Annotated in this window: 20 protein-coding genes and 1 pseudogene; 5 read left to right on the top strand and 16 right to left on the bottom strand. The window is 53.3% G+C overall.

Annotated features, from left to right (window positions below):
- Positions 1-29: 29 nt before the first annotated feature.
- From JD108_RS10185 to JD108_RS10165, 5 genes are all read right to left on the bottom strand, one after another.
- Positions 30-1082, bottom strand: coding sequence for a BMP family lipoprotein (locus JD108_RS10185; protein WP_198829699.1), 1053 nt, complete (start codon positions 1080-1082; stop codon positions 30-32).
- Between the two features lie 58 nt (positions 1083-1140).
- The gene (locus tag JD108_RS10180; RefSeq protein ID WP_198829698.1) at positions 1141-1866 is read right to left on the bottom strand and encodes a GntR family transcriptional regulator; all 726 of its coding nucleotides are present in this window, start codon (positions 1864-1866) and stop codon (positions 1141-1143) included.
- A 203-nt stretch (positions 1867-2069) separates the two neighbouring features.
- Entirely contained in the window at positions 2070-4502 is a 2433-nt protein-coding gene (locus JD108_RS10175; RefSeq protein ID WP_198830064.1) for a DNA translocase FtsK, read from the bottom strand.
- Between the two features lie 132 nt (positions 4503-4634).
- Positions 4635-4868, bottom strand: a complete 234-nt coding sequence (locus tag JD108_RS10170; protein ID WP_198829697.1) for a YlzJ-like family protein — start codon at positions 4866-4868, stop codon at positions 4635-4637.
- The gene (locus tag JD108_RS10165; RefSeq protein ID WP_198829696.1) at positions 4865-5683 is read right to left on the bottom strand and encodes a ClpP family protease; all 819 of its coding nucleotides are present in this window, start codon (positions 5681-5683) and stop codon (positions 4865-4867) included. The genes JD108_RS10170 and JD108_RS10165 overlap by 4 nt, the downstream gene beginning before the upstream one ends.
- Before the next feature lie 184 nt (positions 5684-5867).
- On the opposite strand from JD108_RS10165, the gene JD108_RS10160 reads away from it, so the two are divergent.
- Positions 5868-6113, top strand: a complete 246-nt coding sequence (locus tag JD108_RS10160) for a YozQ family protein (RefSeq protein WP_198829695.1) — start codon at positions 5868-5870, stop codon at positions 6111-6113.
- A 67-nt stretch (positions 6114-6180) separates the two neighbouring features.
- Positions 6181-6324, top strand: coding sequence for a hypothetical protein (locus JD108_RS22185; RefSeq protein ID WP_213086154.1), 144 nt, complete (start codon positions 6181-6183; stop codon positions 6322-6324).
- 153 nt (positions 6325-6477) lie between these two features.
- On the opposite strand, the gene JD108_RS10155 is transcribed toward JD108_RS22185, so the two are convergent.
- Positions 6478-8154, bottom strand: a complete 1677-nt coding sequence (locus JD108_RS10155; RefSeq protein WP_198829694.1) for a ribonuclease J — start codon at positions 8152-8154, stop codon at positions 6478-6480.
- 271 nt (positions 8155-8425) lie between these two features.
- Between JD108_RS10155 and JD108_RS22820 the strand changes: the two are divergent.
- From JD108_RS22820 to JD108_RS22680, 3 genes and pseudogenes are all read left to right on the top strand, one after another.
- Positions 8426-9034: pseudogene (locus JD108_RS22820) on the top strand (spore germination protein); the annotation flags it as partial.
- Between the two features lie 22 nt (positions 9035-9056).
- Complete coding sequence (locus JD108_RS10145; protein WP_407649410.1) at positions 9057-9347, top strand: GerAB/ArcD/ProY family transporter; 291 nt, start codon at positions 9057-9059, stop codon at positions 9345-9347.
- Positions 9328-9546: a CLC_0170 family protein gene (locus JD108_RS22680; RefSeq protein ID WP_323958420.1), complete on the top strand. Its 219-nt coding sequence runs from the start codon at positions 9328-9330 to the stop codon at positions 9544-9546. Before JD108_RS10145 ends, JD108_RS22680 begins: the two co-directional genes overlap by 20 nt.
- Before the next feature lie 110 nt (positions 9547-9656).
- On the opposite strand, the gene ltrA is transcribed toward JD108_RS22680, so the two are convergent.
- The 10 genes from ltrA to pnp all read right to left on the bottom strand — a co-directional run bounded on the left by ltrA (position 9657) and on the right by pnp (position 21478).
- Positions 9657-11069 carry a group II intron reverse transcriptase/maturase gene (gene ltrA, locus JD108_RS10140; RefSeq protein WP_198826346.1) on the bottom strand — a complete coding sequence of 471 codons (1413 nt, stop codon included), beginning with the start codon at positions 11067-11069 and terminating at the stop codon, positions 9657-9659.
- Positions 11070-11524: 455 nt separating this feature from the next.
- A complete protein-coding gene (gene dapA, locus JD108_RS10135; RefSeq protein ID WP_198829693.1) occupies positions 11525-12394 on the bottom strand; it encodes a 4-hydroxy-tetrahydrodipicolinate synthase in 870 nt (289 codons plus the stop codon).
- Positions 12395-12430: 36 nt separating this feature from the next.
- Positions 12431-13657 (bottom strand): aspartate kinase, encoded by a 1227-nt coding sequence (gene dapG, locus JD108_RS10130; protein WP_198829692.1) that lies wholly within the window; start codon positions 13655-13657, stop codon positions 12431-12433.
- An 11-nt stretch (positions 13658-13668) separates the two neighbouring features.
- A complete protein-coding gene (locus JD108_RS10125) occupies positions 13669-14709 on the bottom strand; it encodes an aspartate-semialdehyde dehydrogenase (protein WP_198829691.1) in 1041 nt (346 codons plus the stop codon).
- 40 nt (positions 14710-14749) lie between these two features.
- On the bottom strand, positions 14750-15346 hold the full coding sequence (locus tag JD108_RS10120) for a dipicolinate synthase subunit B (RefSeq protein WP_198829690.1): 597 nt from the start codon (positions 15344-15346) through the stop codon (positions 14750-14752).
- Positions 15339-16241, bottom strand: coding sequence for a dipicolinate synthase subunit DpsA (dpsA, locus tag JD108_RS10115; protein WP_198829689.1), 903 nt, complete (start codon positions 16239-16241; stop codon positions 15339-15341). The genes JD108_RS10120 and dpsA overlap by 8 nt, the downstream gene beginning before the upstream one ends.
- A 138-nt stretch (positions 16242-16379) precedes the next feature.
- Positions 16380-16640 carry a YlmC/YmxH family sporulation protein gene (locus JD108_RS10110; RefSeq protein ID WP_198829688.1) on the bottom strand — a complete coding sequence of 87 codons (261 nt, stop codon included), beginning with the start codon at positions 16638-16640 and terminating at the stop codon, positions 16380-16382.
- A gap of 198 nt (positions 16641-16838) precedes the next feature.
- A complete protein-coding gene (locus tag JD108_RS10105; protein ID WP_198829687.1) occupies positions 16839-18092 on the bottom strand; it encodes a M16 family metallopeptidase in 1254 nt (417 codons plus the stop codon).
- 102 nt (positions 18093-18194) lie between these two features.
- Positions 18195-19202, bottom strand: a complete 1008-nt coding sequence (locus JD108_RS10100) for a polysaccharide deacetylase family protein (protein ID WP_198829686.1) — start codon at positions 19200-19202, stop codon at positions 18195-18197.
- A gap of 137 nt (positions 19203-19339) precedes the next feature.
- The gene (pnp, locus tag JD108_RS10095; RefSeq protein WP_198829685.1) at positions 19340-21478 is read right to left on the bottom strand and encodes a polyribonucleotide nucleotidyltransferase; all 2139 of its coding nucleotides are present in this window, start codon (positions 21476-21478) and stop codon (positions 19340-19342) included.
- Positions 21479-21500: the final 22 nt, after the last annotated feature.

The following is a 21500-nucleotide window of genomic DNA, read 5'->3' as shown; positions in this document are numbered from 1 at the left end:
AGCCTTGTCCGTGTCAGCAGCATTCGCTCTTACTTCTCTGGTACTGTAATTTCACCTTTGACGATCTTCTCTTTGAATTCATCAGCCAGCTTCAGTACATCTTCCGGTACGTTTTTGCTGGAGGTATCCGCCAAGCCTACACCGTTTTCAGCCAGACCCAGCCATACGATTTTGCCGCCTTGGAATTTGCCGTCAATCACGTCTTTGGAGACGCGGTACACGGCTTCATCTACGCGTTTTACCATGGAGGTCAGCGTGATGTCGTCGCCAAATGTCAGGGATTGGTCTTTGTCCACACCGATTACCCATACGTCTTGGCCTTTGGATTTGCGGGCTTTTGCTTCGTTGAATACACCGTCGCCAGTAGCGCCGGATGCGTGGAAGATGATGTCCGCGCCTTGGTCGTACATTTGGGAAGCAGTGGATTTGCCCAGGTCAGGCTTGTCGAAAGCACCTGTGTATACAGTGATCACTTCAATGCTCGGGTCAACTGCTTTTACACCAGCTTCAAAGCCCAGCTCAAAGCGTTTGATAACCGGGATTTCCATACCGCCGACGAACCCAATCTTTTTGGATTTGGTCATTTTCGCGGCAACGACACCAACCAGGAAGGAACCTTCATGCTCTTTGAAGAGGACGGATTCCACGTTTGGCGCGTCTACTTCCGCGTCGATAATCGCCAGCTTGCTGTCAGGGTTCTCCGTCGCTACTTTCTTCACGTGGTCACCGATGACGAAACCGATCCCCCACGTCAAATCCCAGTTGTCTTTGACGAATTGCGTCAGGTTCGGAATGTAGTCCGCGTCAGAAGTGGATTGCAGGTAGTCTACGCTGCCTTCTGCCAGGTTCAGGTCTTTTTGCAGTTTTTGCAGACCTTCCCATGCGCTCTGGTTAAAGGAGTTGTCGTTTACACCGCCAACGTCGGTAACCATACCGATGCGTGCAGTCGGTGCGGCACCGCCTTGTGCTCCACCCTGTTCGCCAGCGCCTTGCGGTTGTCCCTCTGGCTTATTGCCACAGCCAGCCAGCACGAGCGACAGGCTGAGGGTTGCCACGGATAGGACGGAAAGTACCTTTTTCATGTCTGAATACCCCCTGTTTTTTAAATATAGAAATTGTTGAGTGAGGTTTCCCCCACTGTTACAACCGTCTGCGTACGACTTGAAAGTGAAATTTGTCCGCCCGAAAGTAGTTGTGCGAGTAGAGAACGGGCTTTTCACTCTCATCGTAGTGAATCTGTTTCAAGAGCAGTAGTGGAGTTGCCTTGCTGCACTGCAACAAAGAGGATATCCGTTCGCAATACCCCAGCGGCTCAATATCAGCGACTGCGTAAGCGATGCGAATCCCCGTAACTGACTCCAGCCACTTGAAAATAGACTCTCCACCTTCAGTATAGCCCCCAGGTACGAGCTGAGCGGGGATTCGGTCGAAACAGTAGACGACCGGCTCTCCATCTGCCGTGCGAATGCGTTCTACCATGAGAACACCCTCACCTGGATTGAGAGAAAGGCGCTTTTGTTCTTCCTCCGCTGGTTCGCCGTAGGCTGTACGCAATATGGTTGTGCCGGCAACATAGCCCTGGCGTTCGATCGCATCCGTCACACTAAAGAGTTCCCCAATTCCACCCGAAAAAACAGGTCTCGCATGAATAAATGTGCCGACTCCATGCTTTCGGATGACAATTTTCTCCTCCTCCAGGAGACGAAGTGCTTCTCGCAGCGTCGCTCGACTCACACCTAGCTGTTTGGACAGGTCGGCTTCGGAAGGGAGGCGCACACCGGGTTTTAACGTCCCTGATTCAATGTCGCTTTTAATCTTGTCCATAACCAAGAGACAAAGCGAGCGGAAGTTCCCCTTGACGCTCATCTTCCTTCACTCCTGCTTTCTCTGCTATGCAATAGGTAAGACGTCAGACCTCTTGAATACAAAAGACGATAACAACAATTTCCTTTGTATCCCTAAAAATTGTACCTTAGGGGCGAATATCATGCAAGCCAATTTTTTTATTGCTTGCCTGATTCGCCCCTACATTCGTGACTTATCGCTATATATATTTTGTGATTATTCTTTTATGAAATATTGCTCTCGGGAGCAGGGCGCGGAATCCGCACTTCCCGCGGCTTGCTGCCTTCGTACGGCCCCACGATTCCCTGTGCTTCCATCATGTCGATCAGCCGGGCGGCACGGGTATATCCCACCCGCAGCCTCCGCTGCAGGAGCGATGCCGATGCGGTCTGGGCCTCGACGACTACCTGGACGGCCTGATCGAACATGTCGTCATCGGCTACAGGCTGGGCTTCTTCCGAGATCTCCTCCGGAATCATGTCCTCCTGATAGCGGGCTTCCTGCTGCTCTTTCACAAATCTGACTACCTCTTCTACTTCCTTGTCCGAGACGAAGGCTCCCTGGACGCGGGTCGGTTTGGAGGCGCCCATCGGAAGATACAGCATGTCGCCTCGGCCGAGCAGCTTTTCTGCGCCGCCCATGTCGAGGATCGTCCGAGAATCGGCCATCGACGATACGCCAAAGGCGATCCTCGACGGAATATTCGCCTTGATCAGACCCGTGATGACATCCACAGACGGCCGCTGTGTCGCAATGATCAAATGAATGCCGGCAGCCCTCGCCATCTGCGCCAACCGGCAAATGGCGTCCTCCACTTCACCCGGCGCGACCATCATCAGGTCGGCCAGCTCGTCGACGATGACCACGATGTACGGAAGCGGCGATCCGTCTGCCTGCTGGTTGTACATCTCGATGTTGCGGCTGCCTGTCTTGGCAAAGAGATTATAGCGCCGCTCCATCTCCGCGACCACCTTTTTCAGCGCCACCGAGGCGCGGCGCGGATCGGTCACCACCGGCGCCAGGAGATGCGGGATGCCGTTGTAGACATTGAGTTCCACCATTTTCGGGTCCACCATCATCAGCTTGACCTCATCGGGTGTCGCCTTGAACAAAATGCTCATGATCAAGCCGTTGATGCAGACGGACTTTCCGCTCCCGGTCGCACCGGCTACGAGAAGGTGGGGCATTTTGGTCAGATCGGCCACGATCGGCTCGCCGGAAATATCCCGGCCCAGCGCGACGGTCAGTTTGGCCGAGGCATCCTGGTAGGAGGGAGCTTCCAGCACTTCTCGGAGGGAGACCATCGCCACCTCGGAATTGGGAATCTCGATCCCGATGGCCGATTTGCCAGGGATGGGCGCTTCGATCCGTATGTCCTTTGCCGCCAGCGCCAGCGCGAGATCATCGGTCAAACTGACGATTCTGCTCACTTTTACGCCGGTGGCAGGCTGCACTTCATAGCGCGTCACGGCGGGGCCGCGATGGACCTCCGAGACGATGGCGTTGACGCCAAAGCTTTTCAGCGTCTGCACCAGTTTGTTGGCATTGGACGTGTGATCGACGTCCTTGCCCGGCGTATACCCTTTGGGGCGGGACAGCATCTGGATGCTCGGCAAGATATACGGAATGCTGAGCTGTGCGCCCGCTTCCTCCAGCGTGCCAAAAATTTCTTCCTCTCCTTCGAGGGAGAAGGTAATTTCCCGGTCTGCCTGCCTGTATGGTCCAGCCCCCTGTTTGAGAGCAGCCGGTCCGGTTTGACTGTGTCCGGCGTGAACATGTCCATTTCCGTCTGTATCGCTGTCCTGTTCGGTTGCCAGCTTTTCGGCAAAATCGCGAATTAACGGCGCTACGACAGGCTGCCCAGGGTCACGATCTGTCTCGCCAGGCATCGCTTCGACTACCGGTGCGGCTCCTGCGGCAGTCTCGCCGACAGGCACACCTGTACCCGCGGCCGCTTCTTCCGCCTGCTTCGATTTGGCGGCTTCGCGCGCGGCCTCCGCCTGCTGCTTTCTTTTCTGGCTCTCGCTTTGCAGCATGTCTATCGAATCTTTGACTGAATCTTTTATCTTGGCATACAGAGAAGCCAGCTTGTCCTTCACAAAAAGGGCGATATCCACGTACGAGAGATTAAATAAGAACATCAATCCGACCAGGAACAGAAAACCGATCATCAGCCCGGTCCCGACGAGGCCAACCAAAGCGTTGCAGATCGCGAACAGCAGGGCACCGACCATGCCTCCGCCCACACCGGTCGTCGAAACCTTTTGACCATGGTCGAGCAAGAGCCGGTCCCACGTCACTTTCAGGATGCTCTGCTCGGCAAATGTGCCTCCCGCTGTGATCTGCTTGTACAAAATCAGATGATCCCAGGTCAATACGGCGAGCAGAATCAACAGCAAGCCACATACGCGTATCGACAGGCGCGGCGGCTTGCGCGTAAACATCATATGTACGGACAGTCCCATCATCAAGACGGGGATGGTGAAATCCCACGATCCCGCCAAAAACCGGAACAGGAAGGCGAGGATGTTTTTGCCTAGCCACCCGCTCTCCAACAGACCGATCAGGCTCAGGACGATCACGACCAGACCCACCAGCTCCAGTTTGACAACAGAGGCTACTGCCGTTTGCGACTGTCTTTTCTCTCTTCTACTCAGATGGCATGCCTCCTTTCTCTCATTCCCGCGACGGCATAAGCCTGCATGCGTATAAAAAGGCAGCCGGCATGATGTTCGGCTGCTGTTCGTTCACATCTAGTATAACACAGGAAAATCGTAGAAATACAGGACTTATTCCCCGAATCGCTCGGGGCGAAAACGGATGACCTGACCCGGCGCGTACGCCGGATTGAGATAATCCTGCGGGTTGGGGCTAATCAGGCGGACCAGCCTGCCCTCATAGGGGCCGGTCTGCTGGACAAGCATGGTCGCCTCGCCAACGGGCAGTTCCTGCAATACTTGCTTCTCCAGTTGATCCATCCCTTCGAATACGACTTCCATCGGCATGACGGAATAAAAGATCACTGCAGCACCTTCTCTCCGTTGCCGGCTCTCGCCTTCTCGATCAGTTCATTCAGCTTTTTGAGCGCCTTTCCGAGCCCGCCGACTTCATCGATCAACCCGTGTTTGACGGCATCGGTACCGACGACATTGGTTCCGATATCGCGGGTCAGCTCCCCGGTCTTGAGCATCAATTCGCGGAACTTTTCTTCGGAAATTCGAGAGTGACGGGCGATGAAGCTGACGACGCGGTCTTGCATTTTGTCCAGATATTCAAAGGTTTGCGGCACGCCAATGACGAGACCCGTCAAGCGAATCGGATGGATCGTCATCGTAGCGGTTTCCGCGATAAAGGAATAATCCCCTGCCACTGCTATCGGCACCCCGATACTGTGCCCTCCTCCCAGCACCAGCGTGACCACGGGCTTGGACAGAGAGGCAACCATTTCCGCGATGGCCAGACCCGCTTCCACGTCCCCGCCGACCGTATTGAGGATCACCAGTACGCCCTCGATTTTGCTATTTTGCTCAGCAGCTACCAGCTGGGGAATGAGATGTTCGTATTTGGTCGTCTTGTTTTGCGGGGGGAGCTGAATATGTCCCTCTACCTGACCGATCACCGTCAGGCAATAGATATTGCTCTCCAATTGCGGGACGTTGGTCTGTCCCAGTTGGGTAATGGAATCGAGCAAGCGCTTCTTGGAATCTTCAGGGGCCGGGCTTTCTGCCGGGGGCTGCGGTACGCGCTGCGGCTCTACGACCGGAGTCGGCTGCTGCGGCTCTTCAGCCCCGCTAAAAGGCGGTTGATTCAAATAATCAGGCCTGTTACGTTTTTGCATGAATCCTCCTCCTTCACTGGTCGGTGATAGTATGGATAGCTCGCGGGTAAAAAATGCAAGGAAAGGAAATTCTCGTTCTTTGTGCGGATTTACAAAGTTTTTGGGTCGAAGCTGCCCTTCATGCAGATAATAGGGAATGCGCCCGATTTTATACGCGCGGCATGTGGAGAAGGGAGGGTAGCCTGTGGAGAATAACCAATCTACAGACCTGCAGCAAATCGCTGAAGACGTCGCAGAGAATACGTATGATCCCGCCGATTACCAAAGCCGTTCCTTCACGGATCAGGGCCTGGCCATCACGCACGAACAGGTCAGTGATGACTATATGGAAGGAACGAATGACGGCAAGATTGACCGGACTGGAAAAGAGAAGAATATCGATATTCCCCGGACCGGTTATGACAGCATGTTTCCAGACGCTGACACATAATCAATTGGGCAAGCTGCCGATTCACTCTTGGCTTGCAAAAAATCTCTCATAGAAAGAAGGTGAACCGATGAACGACAAAGAGCTCTTAGTGGAGCGGTTAAAGCGAGAGGGCTTCTCGAAAAGTGCGGAGAAGGTCCAGCGAGAGCCGGAGAACAAGAATGAACACATGGAAAAAGCATCTCCGAGTCCGTACAGTACGCCGGAATCCTAAATATCTCGGCTGTCTCACAGCCTTAGGCGCCCTCAGCGGCGCTTTTTTGTTTGTGTCGCGGTCATATTATGAGAATATTTACAACTTTACCATTAAAAAAGGAACCAACAACCTTTTATAAAAAGGCCATTGGCTCCTTTATTCATCACTAGTCTACACTTCCATGATAATCGGCAAGATCATTGGACGACGACGCGTCTCCTCGTATAAGAAACGACCAAGCGCTTCTTTTACGTTGTTCTTGAGTGAAGACCATTCATTCACATTTTCTTCCATGCATTTCACAAGTGTTTGGGTGACGATGCGATTTGCCTCGTCCAACAATTCTTCCGACTCGCGGACGTATACAAATCCGCGCGAAATGATGTCAGGTCCGGACAAAATCGTACCATTTTGTTTGCTGAGTGTAACGACGACTACCAGAATTCCATCCTGCGATAACAATTTTCTGTCCCGAAGAACAATATTTCCTACATCCCCGACACCCAGGCCGTCGATCAAGACGTTTCCTGCATGAACCTTCGGGCCGTAGCGTGCTTTTCCTCCCGAGATCTCCACGGTGTCTCCATTATCCAAAAGGAAGATGTTTTCACTCGGAATGCCCACTTGTTCAGCCAGGATGCTGTGCATTTTGAGCATGCGGAACTCTCCGTGAATGGGAATAAAATACTTCGGCTTCATCAGATTCAACATCAGGCGAAGCTCTTCCTGACTGCCGTGACCGGAGACGTGGACGGTTCCGTTCGGTCCATGACCGCCATAAATAACTTCGGCGCCAATACGGGACAACTGATCAATCGTACGCGCGACGTACTTTTCGTTGCCCGGAATGGGGGTAGCTGCAATGATTACGGTGTCCCCTGGAAGAATGTCTATTTTCCGATGGGCGGATCGGGCCATGCGGGTGAGCGCGGACATCGGCTCTCCCTGACTTCCAGTGGATAAGATAGCGACTTGCTCGGCGGGCAGCTTGTTTACCTCATCTGTATCGATCAACAGCCCGTCAGGCATATGAAGATACCCGAGATCTCTGCTGATGTTGATAACGTTTTGCATGCTCCTGCCGACGACGGCGACTTTTCTCCCATACTGCGCCGCTGCATCCACGACTTGCTGGATGCGGTGAACGTTGGAAGCAAAGGTGGAGACAATAATCCGTCCTGTCGCTTTGCTGAACACATCCATGAGGGCCTTGCCTACAGAACGCTCTGAGCCGGTAAAACCGGGGCGCTCTGCGTTGGTGCTGTCAGACAGCAGGCATAAAACACCGCGGTCGCCGATCATGGCCATTTTCGCCAGATCTGCAACCTGATTGTTGACAGGCGTTTGGTCAAACTTGAAATCTCCCGTGTGCACCACGTAGCCTTCCGGTGTTTCCAAACAGACGCCTACACTATCCGGAATGCTGTGGTTTACGCGGAAAAATGTCGCTTTCAAATTGCCGAGAACCAACTCCGAATCGCTGTTAATTAAAATCCGCTTGGTTTCGTTTAGGATACCCGCTTCTTTTAATTTTGCATCGATCAGGCCCAAGGTTAATTTTGTTGCGTATACCGGTACTTTCAATCGTTTCAGCACATAGCTCAGCCCGCCAATGTGGTCTTCGTGTCCGTGCGTAACAATAATGCCGCGTACCTTGTCGCGGTTTTCCTCCAGATACGTGATGTCCGGGATGACCATGTCAATTCCCAGCATTTCCTCCTCTGGAAATTTCAGGCCAGCGTCGATGACTACGATGTCATCATCGCATTGGACCACGTACATATTCTTCCCAATTTCGCCTACTCCGCCCAGGGCGAAAATGAGAACAGAGTGATTCGATTTTGCCAAAACATGTAACCTCCTATATTTAGTTGTCTATCACACTCAATTAACCGCCCCAAATCACTTATTCTCATTATACCCGAATGGAAAAGTGGAACACAAGAAAAAAGAACTACTTACAAAATTAACTGTAGGAGAAAAAAATGCCCCAAAATCGTATGGAATTGAAAAAAAACTGACAGACTATTCGGTAACTTAGCGAAAGGGGACTATCCACTTGTCTCTTTTGCAGTGGCTCAAACAGAAAAAGCAAAAAAGAGCGGTGCCTCGCTACCCGATGAAGCAGTCTTATTCTGCCCCTACTGAATACGGGCGAATAGCTTCCGAATTGGAAAAGAATATCGACCACCTGCAGCAGATTTTCGATGGGACAGACGATCTGATCATTCGTCGCTTTGACGCGTTTGGCCGATACCCGGCGGCGCTATTTGATTTGGAAAATATGGTCGACAAACAGGAGATTCAAAACGGCGTCCTCCGTCCTCTGCTCTCCGCTTCCCCGCCTCACGATGAAGACGGGAAGCGGCAATCGCCGTCTCTGGAGGGAATTGCCTATGAATCTCTGCTCTCGGGCAGTTTCGTCCTGGCGGAGAAAAGTGGCCGTCTGCTACCTTCGGGATGTCTGCCATCCCTCCCTCGTGACAGAGGTGCTGAGACGCCTCGGTACCATAGATATCGACGTATGGTAGATTCCGGCTATTTGGAACAGTATATAGAGGACCATAATATTTCTCCCTTTCCGCAAATACAAAATACAGAGCGGCCTGACAAGTCTGTTGCCAATTTGCTGGAGGGGCGCGTGGTCATTCTCGTAGACGGCTCTCCCTTTGCTCTGATCGCACCTGCCGTGTTCAGCCAATTTTATCAGTCTGTCGACGATTACTCGGAGCGCTTCGTTCTCTCCAGCTTTGTACGCCTGTCCCGACTGGTCGCCTTGCTATTCTCCGGCCAAAGCCCTGTGGGCCTCCAGCCTCGCCATTCTGGTCTCCGGCGGTCTCTATGTGCTCATCGTGATCGCCAGCATCGCCATCTTTGGCGCCGAGGAGACGAAGCTGCTCCTCTGGCCTACCCTGGAACTGGCCCGGATGACATCGTTGCCGGCCTATATATTGGAGAGGCTGGACATCCTCTTCCTCGCCGTATGGGTGACCGCCGTATTCACTACCCTGTTTTCCAGTTATTATTTCACGCTGCATTAACCTCTCTCTGGAAATCGGCTATTACGATTACGCAGTTTGTTTGTTGCTGTTATCGGGGGTCTTCGTGATCCGCGTAGATGCTGCCGGCTACCGGCTCCTCCGCATGCATCGCGAAACGAAGGCGGCCAACATACTCGGCTGGACCAATATCGTACTGGGCTGCGCTCTGCTCTTGCTCCAGCTCGCCCACCCCGGTTAATCGGCGCTAGAAGCAAAGAGAGCAAAATCGGGTAGGGGGCTACCCATTAGTTGAGTAGCCGACCTCCCACACCACCGTACGTACCGTTCGGTATACGGCGGTTCCTTAGTTCACGCAGTCACTTGTCGATAATAATCTGAGAAGAAAAGAAATCCGAGGCCTTTAATGGTGTTGTTATCGAGGGCTTTCGCGAGGATGGGGCTATTGGAGATTCTCCAGTAGCTCTTTCTTGTATTTGCGTATTCCCATGCCTTGAACTTTGGGATTCCAAACGAGATCAGCTTTTCGAATTTTGTCCTTATTCGTTTCCATTGTTTCCAGTAGATCATTCGAATCCTTCTTCTCATCCATTCATCCGTTGTTTGGAGCAGGTTCTTCATATCCGCAATCTTGAAGTAGTTGACCCATCCCATGATATAGCGTCTGAGCCTTTCGGCTCTCTCTTCATTTCCCATGCCATTGCTTCTTGCGGTTAGTTCCTTCACTCTTGTTTTCATTTTGGCGATGGATTTGGGATGGATGCGGACTTTCACTTGCCCTCGTTGGTTGTAGAATGAGAATCCCAGAAACTTCACTCGAATGGCTAGGTCCACCACGGTTTTCTCCCGATTTACTTTTAGGAACAGCTTCTTTTCAATGTAGGGGAGAATGTTGGTTAGTGTCCGTTCGGCACTTCGTCTGCTCTTGCAGAAGATGAGTAAATCATCTGCGTATCGCACAAACTTGTGTCCTCTCTTCTCCAGCTCCTTGTCCAACTCATTCAGCATGATATTACTGAGAATTGGACTCAGATTCCCGCCCTGCGGTACGCCGACTTCTGTTTCCTCAAACTTGTGCTTCACGACAACTCCTGCCCGAAGATATTTATGAATTAGTGAAATGACTCGTCCGTCCTTAATCGTTCTTGAGAGTACTTCAATGAGCTTGCTTTGGTTGACGGTGTCAAAGTATTTCTCTAGATCCATATCCACAACATAGCGGTAGCCTTCCTGAATATATTGCTGGCTGCGCCTTATGGCTTGGTGGGCACTTCGTTTGGGTCGGAACCCGAAGCTGTTGTCCGAGAACTGTTGCTCATAGATCGGCGTGAGCATTTGTGCAATTGCCTGCTGGATTACTCGATCAACCACCGTTGGGATGCCCAGGTTTCTTTTCTTTCCGTTCTCTTTTGGGATTTCTACCCTTCGAACGGGATTTGGGCGATATCTGCCCGCCAGGATTTGTTCCTTGATGGTTTCACCGTTTTCTTTGAGATATTGTAGAAGTTCATCTACGCCCATCCCGTCGATTCCGTGTGAACCTTTATTCGCTTTGACTCTTTTGAACGCTTCGTTCAAATTGTCTCTGCTTATGATTTTCTCAAGTAACCTTTCCTTCGACTCGTTTGCGTTGGTGTCGTCGGTTTCAGCTATCCTCTCAGGAACGTGCACTCCCGCATATCCTTCGTGTTCCGCACTATTCTTTTGCGGTGAGCCTTCCGTTGGAAGTTGGCTGCCCTTATCTCCTGTTTCGGTAACATTCATTGACGACCACCTCCTAAGGTTCAGCCCTTCCCTCAAGCCGTCGACTGCTCGAGGTACTATGGCGTCTGCTGACTTCTCATGATAAATCTTGTTTCAACCGTGATTCGAATGTCATCTTCTCACGTCCATGAGACCTCCCACGGTAAGACGACTCACTTTCCTCCCATATACCCGCATCATTTACACCGGAATGTCCGTGTAGTGTATTGGACTTTGCTTTGTCTCGCAAGCTTGTCCCATTCCATATGCCTGATGATGTTCGTGTTCCTCGGGCCGGGATTTTGCCTCCAGCTTCCTTCAGATTCCACCTCACGGTGGACACCCTTGCTCTTGGCTAGTGGTTGGCCACTACCAGCCCCCACAGCGGACTTTCACCGCCTAGTTAGTCGCCATGCGTGGCGCACGAGAAAAAGGGAGCCGTCATCGCCAGACGGCTCCCTTCCCTTTTTCCACACTTATCTCTCCAGCAAGGAGTAGACAAATGCCTTTTCCTGCTCAGTCAGTTCCACGAGCGGCAGCCGCACGCCGCCTGCCGCTACGCCCAGCTTCTCCAGTGCAGCCTTGGTAGGCCCGGGGCTCGGGTACGCGAACAAGCCTTCAAAAACAGGCAGCAGCTTGCGATGAAGCGCGGCCGCCTGCTTCAGTTCGCCCTGGAAAAAGGCCGCTATCATCTCCGTCATCTCCCGGCCCACGACGTGGCTGGCGACACTGACGACGCCGACGCCGCCAATCGCGAGCACAGGCAGGGTCAATCCGTCATCGCCGCTGTACAGCTCAAAGCCTTCCGGGGCATGCTCGATAATCGTCGCCATTTGGGACAGATTGCCCGATGCTTCCTTGACGCAGACCACATTCGGCAGCTCGGCAAGCCGCAGGGTCGTCTCCGCCGTCATGTTTACACTCGTCCTGCCCGGGACATTGTACAGCATGACCGGCAGCTTGACGGACTCCGCCAGCGCCTTGAAATGCTGATAGATGCCTTCTTGGGAAGGACGGCTGTAGTATGGCGTGACCAGCATGACGCCGTCGACGCCGAGCTGTTCCACCGCTTGCGTAATCTGAATGCTGGATGCTGTGTCATTGCTCCCCGTTCCGGCGATGATGTGGCATTTTCCCTTCGCGTAGGAGACGACATGCTTGAACAATTCCAGTTTTTCCTCGGCGGAGAGCGTCGGCGACTCTCCTGTCGTCCCGCTGACGACGAGCGCTTCCGTCCCTGTCGCCAGCAGATGGTCTATCAGGCGTTCGGTTTTTTCGCAATCGACTTTCAGTTGCTCATCAAAAGGGGTTACCATCGCGGTAACCAGTCGGCCAAAACGTGCCACTGCCCCCAACTCCTCTTTCTGTACTTACCCGTGAACTTATAGGTGTCCGTTATGCAATTGAAATTGGTGATGAAGGGAGCGTACGGCCCGAACCATGTCTTCCTCATGCACCAGAACCCATATGGTGGTATGGGAGTCCGCAGACTGCAAGATCGGTATATCTTCATGCGTGAGAGCTTCCACGATCTGTGCCATGACCCCGGGTACGCCTGTCATGCCGGCCCCGATGACGGACACCTTGGCGCAATGGGGCAGTAGCTGCGGCTCATAGCCCATATCATGCAGGATATGAGAGGCTTTTTCCGCCATCTCGTCATGTACGGTATAGGCTACTCCCAGCGGGTTCACGTTGATAAAGTCTACGCTGATGTTATTCTTGGCCATGGCCTTGAATACCTGCAGCTGCGTGTCATAACGGCCATCCTTGTTGGCGACCTTGATCTGTGTAATGTTCGGCACGTGGGCGATGCCCATCACCAGACGGTCATGCACGGTATAGCCCATCCGTCTGATCTCCAGCAGATTGGTCACCAACGTCCCGGGGTCATCTGAAAACGTGGATCTGACGCGAATCGGGACATTTGCCTGCATGGCAATTTCGACAGCTCGCGGATGAATCACTTTCGCCCCCAGATGAGCCATGTTGCAAATTTCTGCGTATGTGACACTCGTCAGCGGCTGTGCTTCCTCGACGATCCGAGGGTCTGCCGTCATGATGCCGTTTACGTCGGTAAAGATATCGACCATCTCTGCATGCAGCGCCACCCCAAGTGCTGTAGCGGTCGTATCGCTTCCGCCACGGCCGAGAGTCGTGATCTCCCAGTCCAGGGTGCGTCCCTGAAATCCGGGAACGATCACCACTTTGCCTTCACTGAGCTCCTGCAGGATCCGCGCAGGATCGATCGTCAGGATCTGGGCGCTGGTAAAATCCTCGCTGGTGACAATATTAGCTTGCCCACCGGTCAAGATGGTAGCCGGGATTCCCTGGGCACCCAGCATGCTGCATATCACCGTCGCCGAGATAATTTCACCGGTGTGCAAAAGCAAATCCGTCTCTCGTTTTGGCAAACCATTGCCATTGCTTCGGACCAGTTGCAACAGGGTGTCGGTGGCATACGGGTCGCCTTTGCGCCCCATCGCCGACACGACAACGACGAGGGCATAGCCTTCGTCGAGCGCTCTCTTCATATGGGTAATAGCCCTGATTCGGCAATCTTCTGACGTGAGTGAAGACCCCCCGAATTTCTGGACGAGTATTTTCACAAACCTCTCCCCTATGCTCGTGCTTTGATGAGTTCTTCCGCAATTTGTACGGTATTCCAAGCAGCACCTTTGAGAAGGTTGTCAGAAACAATCCACATGTGAAGGCCTCTTTGGTGAGTCAGGTCTCGACGCAAACGTCCCACAAACACATCCAGTTTGCCTGTAGCCTCTGTAGCCAATGGATAGCGCTGGTTTTCCGGATCGTCGACGAGAACGATGCCTGGCGCTTTTTCCAGGAGGGCTTTCACTTCCTCCAGATCGTAGTCCTGCTTCAGCTCGACATAGACGGATTCGCTATGCCCGTAGACGACAGGAATCCGAACGCAGGTAGCCGATACAGCCACACTCTCGTCGCCAAAAATCTTCTTCGTCTCATTCGTCATCTTCATTTCTTCAAAGGTAAAGCCATTCTCGGTAAATACATCGATTTGCGGAATCGCGTTGAATGCGATTTGATGATGAACCGGCAGCTTTCCGACCGGAAGCACCTTGCACTCGGGCTCTTTTCCGTCCAGCACGTCGCGGGACTGAGTGAGCAGCTCTTCGATGGCAGATGCTCCCGCACCGGATACGGCCTGGTACGTCGAAACGATAATGCGATCTATTCCATAGCGATCATACAGGGGTTTCAAAGCGGCTACCATTTGAATTGTCGAGCAATTCGGGTTAGCAATGATACCCTTGTGGGCAAGAGCGGCGTCCATGTTCACTTCCGGTACCACCAGCGGTACTTCTGGGTCCATCCGGAATGCGCTGGTGTTGTCGATCACGACGGCACCGTGGCGGACGGCATGATGAGCCAGTTCCTTGCTGATCGCTCCGCCTGCGCTAAACAGGGCGTAGTCTACGCCAGCAAAGCTGTCGGGAGTCGCTTCTTCCACCACGACTTCCTGACCCTGAAACTTGACCGTCTTGCCTGCCGAACGGCTGGACGCAAGCAGCTTCAACTGCTTCACCGGAAAATTCCGCTCTTCTAAAATCCTGATCATTTGCTGCCCGACTGCGCCGGTTGCACCGACCACAGCAACATTGTAGGTCAGCTGGTTCGCCATCTTTTACTCTCCTCCTAATCGCGATCGTACTTTGTCTGTTTTAGTATTGAAATCTTTCTATTAACAAGGGTTGCAATTGTCGGCCTTCTAACGCAGCTTCGCAGGTTTCCAGAATCAAATCCATACGAGCGACCAGCGAGGTTGGTTTTTTATCAGGCGCATCCTGTCCGAATGGGACAAAGTAGATGTTCTTGGCAGCCAGCAGTTTGGCAATATTCGCAGCGTTCAGCCCGAGTCCGTCATTGGTGGAGATGGCAACGACCACAGGTCTCTGATTGCGCATCGTCGCCTTGGCCGCCATCAACACGGGACTGTCCGTAATCGCATTGGCCAGACGGCTGGTCGAATTCCCTGTGCAGGGTGCGATGACCATCACGTCGAGCAGCTTTGACGGTCCCAAAGGCTCCGCCTCCGGTATCGTCGTGATCAGCTTTTCTCCCGTGATGTCTATCAATTGCTGCTGCCAGCTCTCCGAGGTCCCGAATCTGGTATCGGTCGTCATGATGGTCGTGGTGACGATCGGGATCACGCGAGCGCCGGCATCTACCAAGCGCTTGATTTCCGGCATGGTTTCCTCAAACGTGCAGTGAGACCCGGTTAACCCGAAACCGATGGTTTTTCCCTGAAGTTTAGTCATGCTGATTCCCCCTGGTTATCGATTGCTCCCCGATAAGACGCGACAAGGTGTGAGCTAAAATCTGTCCGGCTGTTTTGGGTGCGACGATACCAGGCAATCCGGGTGCAAGCAATGCTTTAATACCACGTCTTTCGGCGTAACGAAAATCTGTTCCTCCTGGTTTGGAAGCCAAATCGAGGATAAAGGCAGTCTGTGGCATCTGAGCGATCACTTCCGCCGTCAGAACGAGCTTCGGGACCGTATTGAAGATAAAATCGGCATTGTGAACCTGCTGCTTGAGTTCGCTCATATGAAAGGGCTCAAGCCCCATTTCAAAAATACGTGCTAAGTGTTCCTGACGTCTCGCTCCCACGCGAACTTTTGCCCCGAGAGAATGAAGCGCACGCGCCATGGACATGCCTGTCCGTCCTAACCCAAGCACAATGGACCTGGAACCGTGAATCGTGATGTCCGTATTTTGAATCGCCATCATCAACGCCCCCTCCACTGTAGGAATGGAGTTGTAGATGGCCACATCATCGCGTTCCAGGAGCTCCACCAGCTCAATTTTCTGTGCCGACAGCAAATCTTTCAGATAGGACTTGGCCATACCCGTGTATACGACACAGTGCTTGGGAAGACTCGCTGCGTGCTCCTCCAACAGCTGTGGCGGATTGGAGCAAAAGATGCTTTCCACATAGCCATTTTCATCCGAACCCACAATAGGCAGAATGAGAGCATCAACGTCTTTCAACACATCGCATGTTAATGGTTTTTTCGTTGCCCCGGTGAAGATGCTTTCCAGATTGTCGAAGCCGATCAGCGTGACTGTCGCATCCAGTTGAATGCACCGCTTGATCACTTCCAATTGGCGAGCGTCACCGCCGACAAAGGCAACATGTTTGCCCGTTAGCATGCTGCGTTCCCCTTTCCACACATTTTACTGCATTAAACGATCGAAACGCAAAGGTTTTCCGTGTGAAAAAGATAACGGAAGCGTTACGGTCTAAACCATCGTATTCGCTTTTTGCGGGTTAGGTGACTTGTGTGGTCTCTATTTTCCTTCCTGCAGCACCTGATTTTTATTAACATGAATGATGACCATATCTTCGCCGATCGTTACGACAGCTTCCCACGGGATCACCATCTCCTCGCGTTTTTTTCCAAAGCCAAAGAAGCTGGTTCCCGGCAGGATGATCGCGTTGATTTTGCCCGTCTCCGAATGGATCTCCAGATCGGAGTCGCCGATGACGCCCAGGCGCTCGCCATTATCCAATCCGATAATCTCTTTTCCGCTCATCTCGCTTAACCGCATGCCCGTGGCCCCCTTTGCGTGCCGTTGTCATTCCCCGGAAATAGCCGCTTTGTGCGGACGATGGCCCGAACCAGCCCGGGGAGTCCTCCCCCTCCCTTACGTTTCAGGCTCGTCAGCATTTCCGTTTCTACTTGTATACGAAAAAAAACCCGGCATATGCTGGGTTTTTTCCCGGCCACCAGCTAGCGATGGGGCCTCCTAGAGAAGAATATCGCTTTTGACATTCTGCGGGAAGCCATCCAGCGGGCTTACCATCGCCATGGCGAGCTTCGAGCGGAATAACTGCTGGGCGACGGCGTGCACGGATTCATGCGACACGCGGTCAATCTTGGCGATAATCTCGTCGAGACTGAGATGGCGTCCGAGCAGCAGTTCGTTCTTGCCGAGACGGCTCATCCGGCTGTTGGTGCTCTCCAGGCTGAGCATCAGACTTCCTTTCAATTGTTCCTTGCCTTTTTTCAATTCCTTCTCCGTAATGCCGTGATCCGCTACATCCCGAAGCACATGGGCGACGATGTCGAATACTTGTCCAACCTGTTCAGGGGCGGTTCCGGTGTACACAGTAAAAGTCCCCGCTTCTTTAAAAGAAGAGTGGTACGAGTAGACTGAATAGGCAAGTCCTCTCTCTTCGCGAATCTCCTGAAAGAGACGGGAGCTCATGCTGCCGCCCAGCACGTTGTTGAGCAGGATCAGCGAATAGGTATCTTCGTGGCCCACCGGAAAGCCCGGCAGCGAGATGCACAGATGGGCTTGCTCCGTCGCTTTGTGATGCGCGATGGTATTGCCGAGAAAGACAGGCGCTTTGATGTCAGGCAGGGTGGAGCGGCGGTCCAGTGCCGAAAAGCGGCGCTTGATGTCTTCAATCAGCGCGTCGTCAAAGTTGCCCGCTACGGTCACGACGGTGTTGGCCGGCAGGTAATGGCCGTCGATGTAGTGCAGCAGATCGTCACGAGACAGCGAGCGAAGCACGTCATCTATGCCGAGGATCGAATAGCCCAGGGAATGGTCTCCGTAGCAAGCCCGGGCGATCAGATCATGGACCAGATCATCCGGCGTATCTTCGTACATGCTGATTTCCTCGATGACGACATTTTTTTCTTTTTCCAGCTCTTCTCCGTCAAAGACAGAGTTGAAATACATATCGGCCAGGATATCCAGCGCGATCGGCGCATGCTGATCCAGTATACGCGCGTAATAGCACGTGTACTCTTTGGAGGTGAAGGCGTTTACATTCCCGCCAATTTCATCGAAAGTCTCCGCGATTTCCTTTGCCGAGCGGTTCGTCGTCCCTTTGAAGAACATATGCTCGAGAAAATGAGAGATCCCGTTATCCTTTTCCGTCTCGAATTTGGATCCGGTGCCCACCCATAAACCCAAGGCCACAGAGCGAACGGACGGAATTTTCTCCGTGATAATGCGCAGCCCGTTCTCACATGTATGTCTTTGTATCACATAAACCCTCCTCGGTTACTATCCATCTCTAAGAAGCTTCTGTTATTTGGTAAACAAGTTTTACTATAACAAAATTCACCTGTTCCCACAACAAAGGGGGTGTTATTTTAACCGCTGGCTGGAGATGAGCTCCGAGACGGGAACCGGAGCAAGGCCTTTTTCTTTGGCATCGCGGATCATTCTGTCCAGACCGGCCGCGGTGGGTGCGGTCGGGTGCATCAGGACGAGAACGCCGTTGTCCATCTTCGCCCGGACGCGCGCGACCATCTGGTCCACCGGCGGCTTTCGCCAGTCGACCGTATCCGCTGTCCAGAGAATCGTCTTCATCTGGAATTCGTTTTTGGCCAGATCGACCACGGTCTGATTAAAGGAGCCGGACGGCGGCGCAAACAGCGTCGGCTTCACGCCCAGCGTCTTTTCGATCACATTTTGTGTCTTGGCGATTTCCATGCGCATGCGCTCTGTGCTGATTTTCGCCATATCCGGATGCGAATAGGCGTGATTGCCGATCTCATGTCCCCGCTCGGCAATTTTTTTCGCCAGCTCCGGGAAGCGCTTTACCCATGATCCATCCAGGAAGAAAGTCGTCTTTACCTCGTGCTTATCCAGCGTATCGAGGATCGGATCGAGGAACTCATTTCCCCAGGCGACATTGATCATGAAAGAGATCGCGGGCTTCCTCGGATTTCCCCGATAGATAGGATGTGCGCCGAGCTGCTCCAGCTGCACGGCCGGAGGCACTTCTTCGAGCACGAGGGATTGCGGCCCCGCGGCTTCCCCGCTCCGCAGCTTTTTCAGCGAGGCTTCTACATTGACGGCCACTCCGTTATACCCGGGGATCGCCCTCCAGATGCGGTCGATTCGGGCGTCGATCGGCGCTTCCTCGACGCCTTGCCGCCACTGCTCGATTTGCTTGCGCAGCTCCTCGTCCCTATTCCCGCTGTCCGACGGGCCGCTCGCGGTGTCCGGGTCGACTGTTTGATGGGCCGGATTTGCCGGGAGCTTGACGACGTCTATGTATTGATCGATGGGCTGATAATTCAGGAGAAAAGCAAGCAGCACGGCGGAGCCGATCGTAAACAGAACTCTTTTGATCACTGCTTGATTCATCGGGATGCCCCTCCTTTACCGAACACGGTACAAGTCCTTTTTGTCCAATGTATGTGCAGGAGGGAAAAGATAGAAGGCAAAAGAAAAAGCTTCCGTACGCGAAGAAATCTTCGAGTGACGAAGCCTTTTGTTGTTGGTTATTCTGCTTGCACCGCTGCATTTTTGGCAGCCTGCTGTTCTTTCAGTACCGCTTTGCGAGAGAGATTGACCCGGCCTTGGTCGTCAATTTCTGTGACTTTGACCATGATCTTGTCGCCCACGGCCACGACGTCTTCTGTCTTGGCTACGCGCTCTTCCGCCAGCTGCGAAATATGGCAGAGCCCTTCTTTTCCGGCGAACAGCTCGACGAATGCCCCGTATTTCTCCACACGCTTCACCGTGCCCAGATAGGTTTGTCCGACTGCTACCTCGCGCACCAAATCTTCGATGATCTGTTTCGCACGCAGGTTCGCTTCATGGTCAACCGACGCGATGAAGATGCGGCCGTCTTGCTCGATGTCGATCTTGACCCCGGTTTCGTCGATGATCTTGTTGATCACGCGGCCTTGTGGTCCGATCACATCGCGAATCTTGTCCGGATTGATCTGCATGGTGAGGATCTTCGGCGCATACGGCGACAGTGTCGCACGCGGTTCGGAGATGGTGCCGAGCATATGCTTGAGGATCGCTAGTCGTCCTTCTCTGGCTTGCTCCAGAGCTTGCTCCAGGATCTCGCGGTTGATGCCGGCGATTTTGATATCCATCTGAATCGCAGTAACGCCTTTTTCGGTACCGGCTACTTTGAAGTCCATGTCGCCGAGGTGGTCTTCCATCCCTTGGATGTCGGTCAGGATGGAGAAGGTCTCTCCGTCATCGCTCATGATCAGACCCATGGCAATCCCTGCTACCGGCGCTTTGATCGGCACCCCTGCATCCATCAGCGCGAGCACGCTGGCGCAGATCGAAGCCTGCGAGGTAGATCCGTTCGATTCGATGACCTCCGACACCAGACGGATGGTATACGGGAACTCCACCTCAGACGGGATGATCGGCTCGATCGCACGCTCCCCGAGTGCACCATGCCCGATTTCACGGCGTCCCGGCGGGCGAAGCGGTCTCGCTTCTCCGACACTGTACGGCGGGAAGTTGTAATGGTGCATGAAGCGCTTGGTTTCCTCGAGTCCGAGTCCGTCCAGGATTTGCACGTCACCCAATGCACCCAGTGTGCAGACGCTGAGCGCCTGTGTCTGGCCGCGTGTAAAGAGACCGGAGCCGTGCGTCCGCGGAAGTACGCCGACTTCGCTGGAGAGTGCGCGGATTTCATTCAGTGCTCGTCCATCCGGCCGGATTTTTTCCACGGTGATCAGACGGCGCACTTCTTCCTTGACGATATTGCCCAGCACTTCTTCGATAACCTTTTCCTGCTGTACGTAGGCTTCCGGATCCGCTTCGGCAAAATGCTGCTTGGTCTCTGCCTTGATCGCGTCGATCGCGTCATACCGCGCCTGTTTTTCTTCGATGCGGATGGCTTCCTTCAACCGCGCTTCGGCATAGTCACGGACAGCTTTGTTCACTTCTGCATCGACTTCATGCAGGACGACCGCCATTTTTTCCTTGCCGATTTCGGCGACGATCTTGTTTTGGAACTCAACCAGCTGCCTGATTACATCGTGTCCGGTCATGATCGCTTCCAGCATGACCTCTTCCGGCACTTGATCGGCACCGGCTTCCACCATGTTGATCGCCGTGTGCGTCCCGGCCACTACCAGGTGAATATCGCTCTTTTCCATTTGCTCCACAGTCGGGTTGACGACCAGTTTGCCGTCGACACGCCCGACGATCACACCGGCGATCGGTCCGTCAAACGGGATTTCCGATACGCATAATGCAGCCGATGTACCGATCATGGCGGCGATTTCCGGAGAGCAGTCCTGATCCACAGACAGAACGGTGTTCACCACTTGTACATCATGGCGGAATCCTTCAGGGAACAGCGGGCGGATCGGGCGGTCAATCAGACGGCTTGCCAGAATCGCCTTTTCGCTGGGACGGCCTTCCCGCTTGATAAAGCCTCCAGGGATTTTTCCTACCGCGTACAGACGCTCCTCGTAGTTGACAGTCAAGGGAAAGAAATCGATCGGCTTCGCTTCCTTTGATACCGTCACGGCTGAAAGGATGGCCGTATCGCCGTACCGAACCAAGACCGAACCTTGCGCTTGCTTTGCCATTTTGCCAAATTCCAGCGTCAGTTTGCGGCCTGCCAGTTCAAAGTCGTATGTACGGAATTGTTGCTCCATGTTGCTAGCAGTCCTCCTTTGC

Origin of the sequence: Brevibacillus composti (genome assembly GCF_016406105.1) — a bacterium.
Classification (GTDB): domain Bacteria; phylum Bacillota; class Bacilli; order Brevibacillales; family Brevibacillaceae; genus Brevibacillus; species Brevibacillus composti.
The sequence above is the reverse complement of the archived record's forward strand: the minus strand, read 5'-3'. Positions and strand labels throughout refer to the sequence as shown.

Coding starts and splice junctions, on each gene's coding strand:
- JD108_RS10185 (WP_198829699.1), bottom strand. CDS start 1,082: ATGAAAAAGGTACTTTCCGTCCTATCCGTGGCAACCCTCAGCCTGTCG.
- JD108_RS10180 (WP_198829698.1), bottom strand. CDS start 1,866: ATGAGCGTCAAGGGGAACTTCCGCTCGCTTTGTCTCTTGGTTATGGAC.
- JD108_RS10165 (WP_198829696.1), bottom strand. CDS start 5,683: ATGCAAAAACGTAACAGGCCTGATTATTTGAATCAACCGCCTTTTAGC.
- JD108_RS22185 (WP_213086154.1), top strand. CDS start 6,181: ATGAACGACAAAGAGCTCTTAGTGGAGCGGTTAAAGCGAGAGGGCTTC.
- ltrA (WP_198826346.1), bottom strand. CDS start 11,069: ATGAATGTTACCGAAACAGGAGATAAGGGCAGCCAACTTCCAACGGAA.
- JD108_RS10125 (WP_198829691.1), bottom strand. CDS start 14,709: ATGGCGAACCAGCTGACCTACAATGTTGCTGTGGTCGGTGCAACCGGC.
- JD108_RS10120 (WP_198829690.1), bottom strand. CDS start 15,346: ATGACTAAACTTCAGGGAAAAACCATCGGTTTCGGGTTAACCGGGTCT.
- dpsA (WP_198829689.1), bottom strand. CDS start 16,241: ATGCTAACGGGCAAACATGTTGCCTTTGTCGGCGGTGACGCTCGCCAA.
- JD108_RS10110 (WP_198829688.1), bottom strand. CDS start 16,640: ATGCGGTTAAGCGAGATGAGCGGAAAAGAGATTATCGGATTGGATAAT.
- JD108_RS10100 (WP_198829686.1), bottom strand. CDS start 19,202: ATGAATCAAGCAGTGATCAAAAGAGTTCTGTTTACGATCGGCTCCGCC.
- pnp (WP_198829685.1), bottom strand. CDS start 21,478: ATGGAGCAACAATTCCGTACATACGACTTTGAACTGGCAGGCCGCAAA.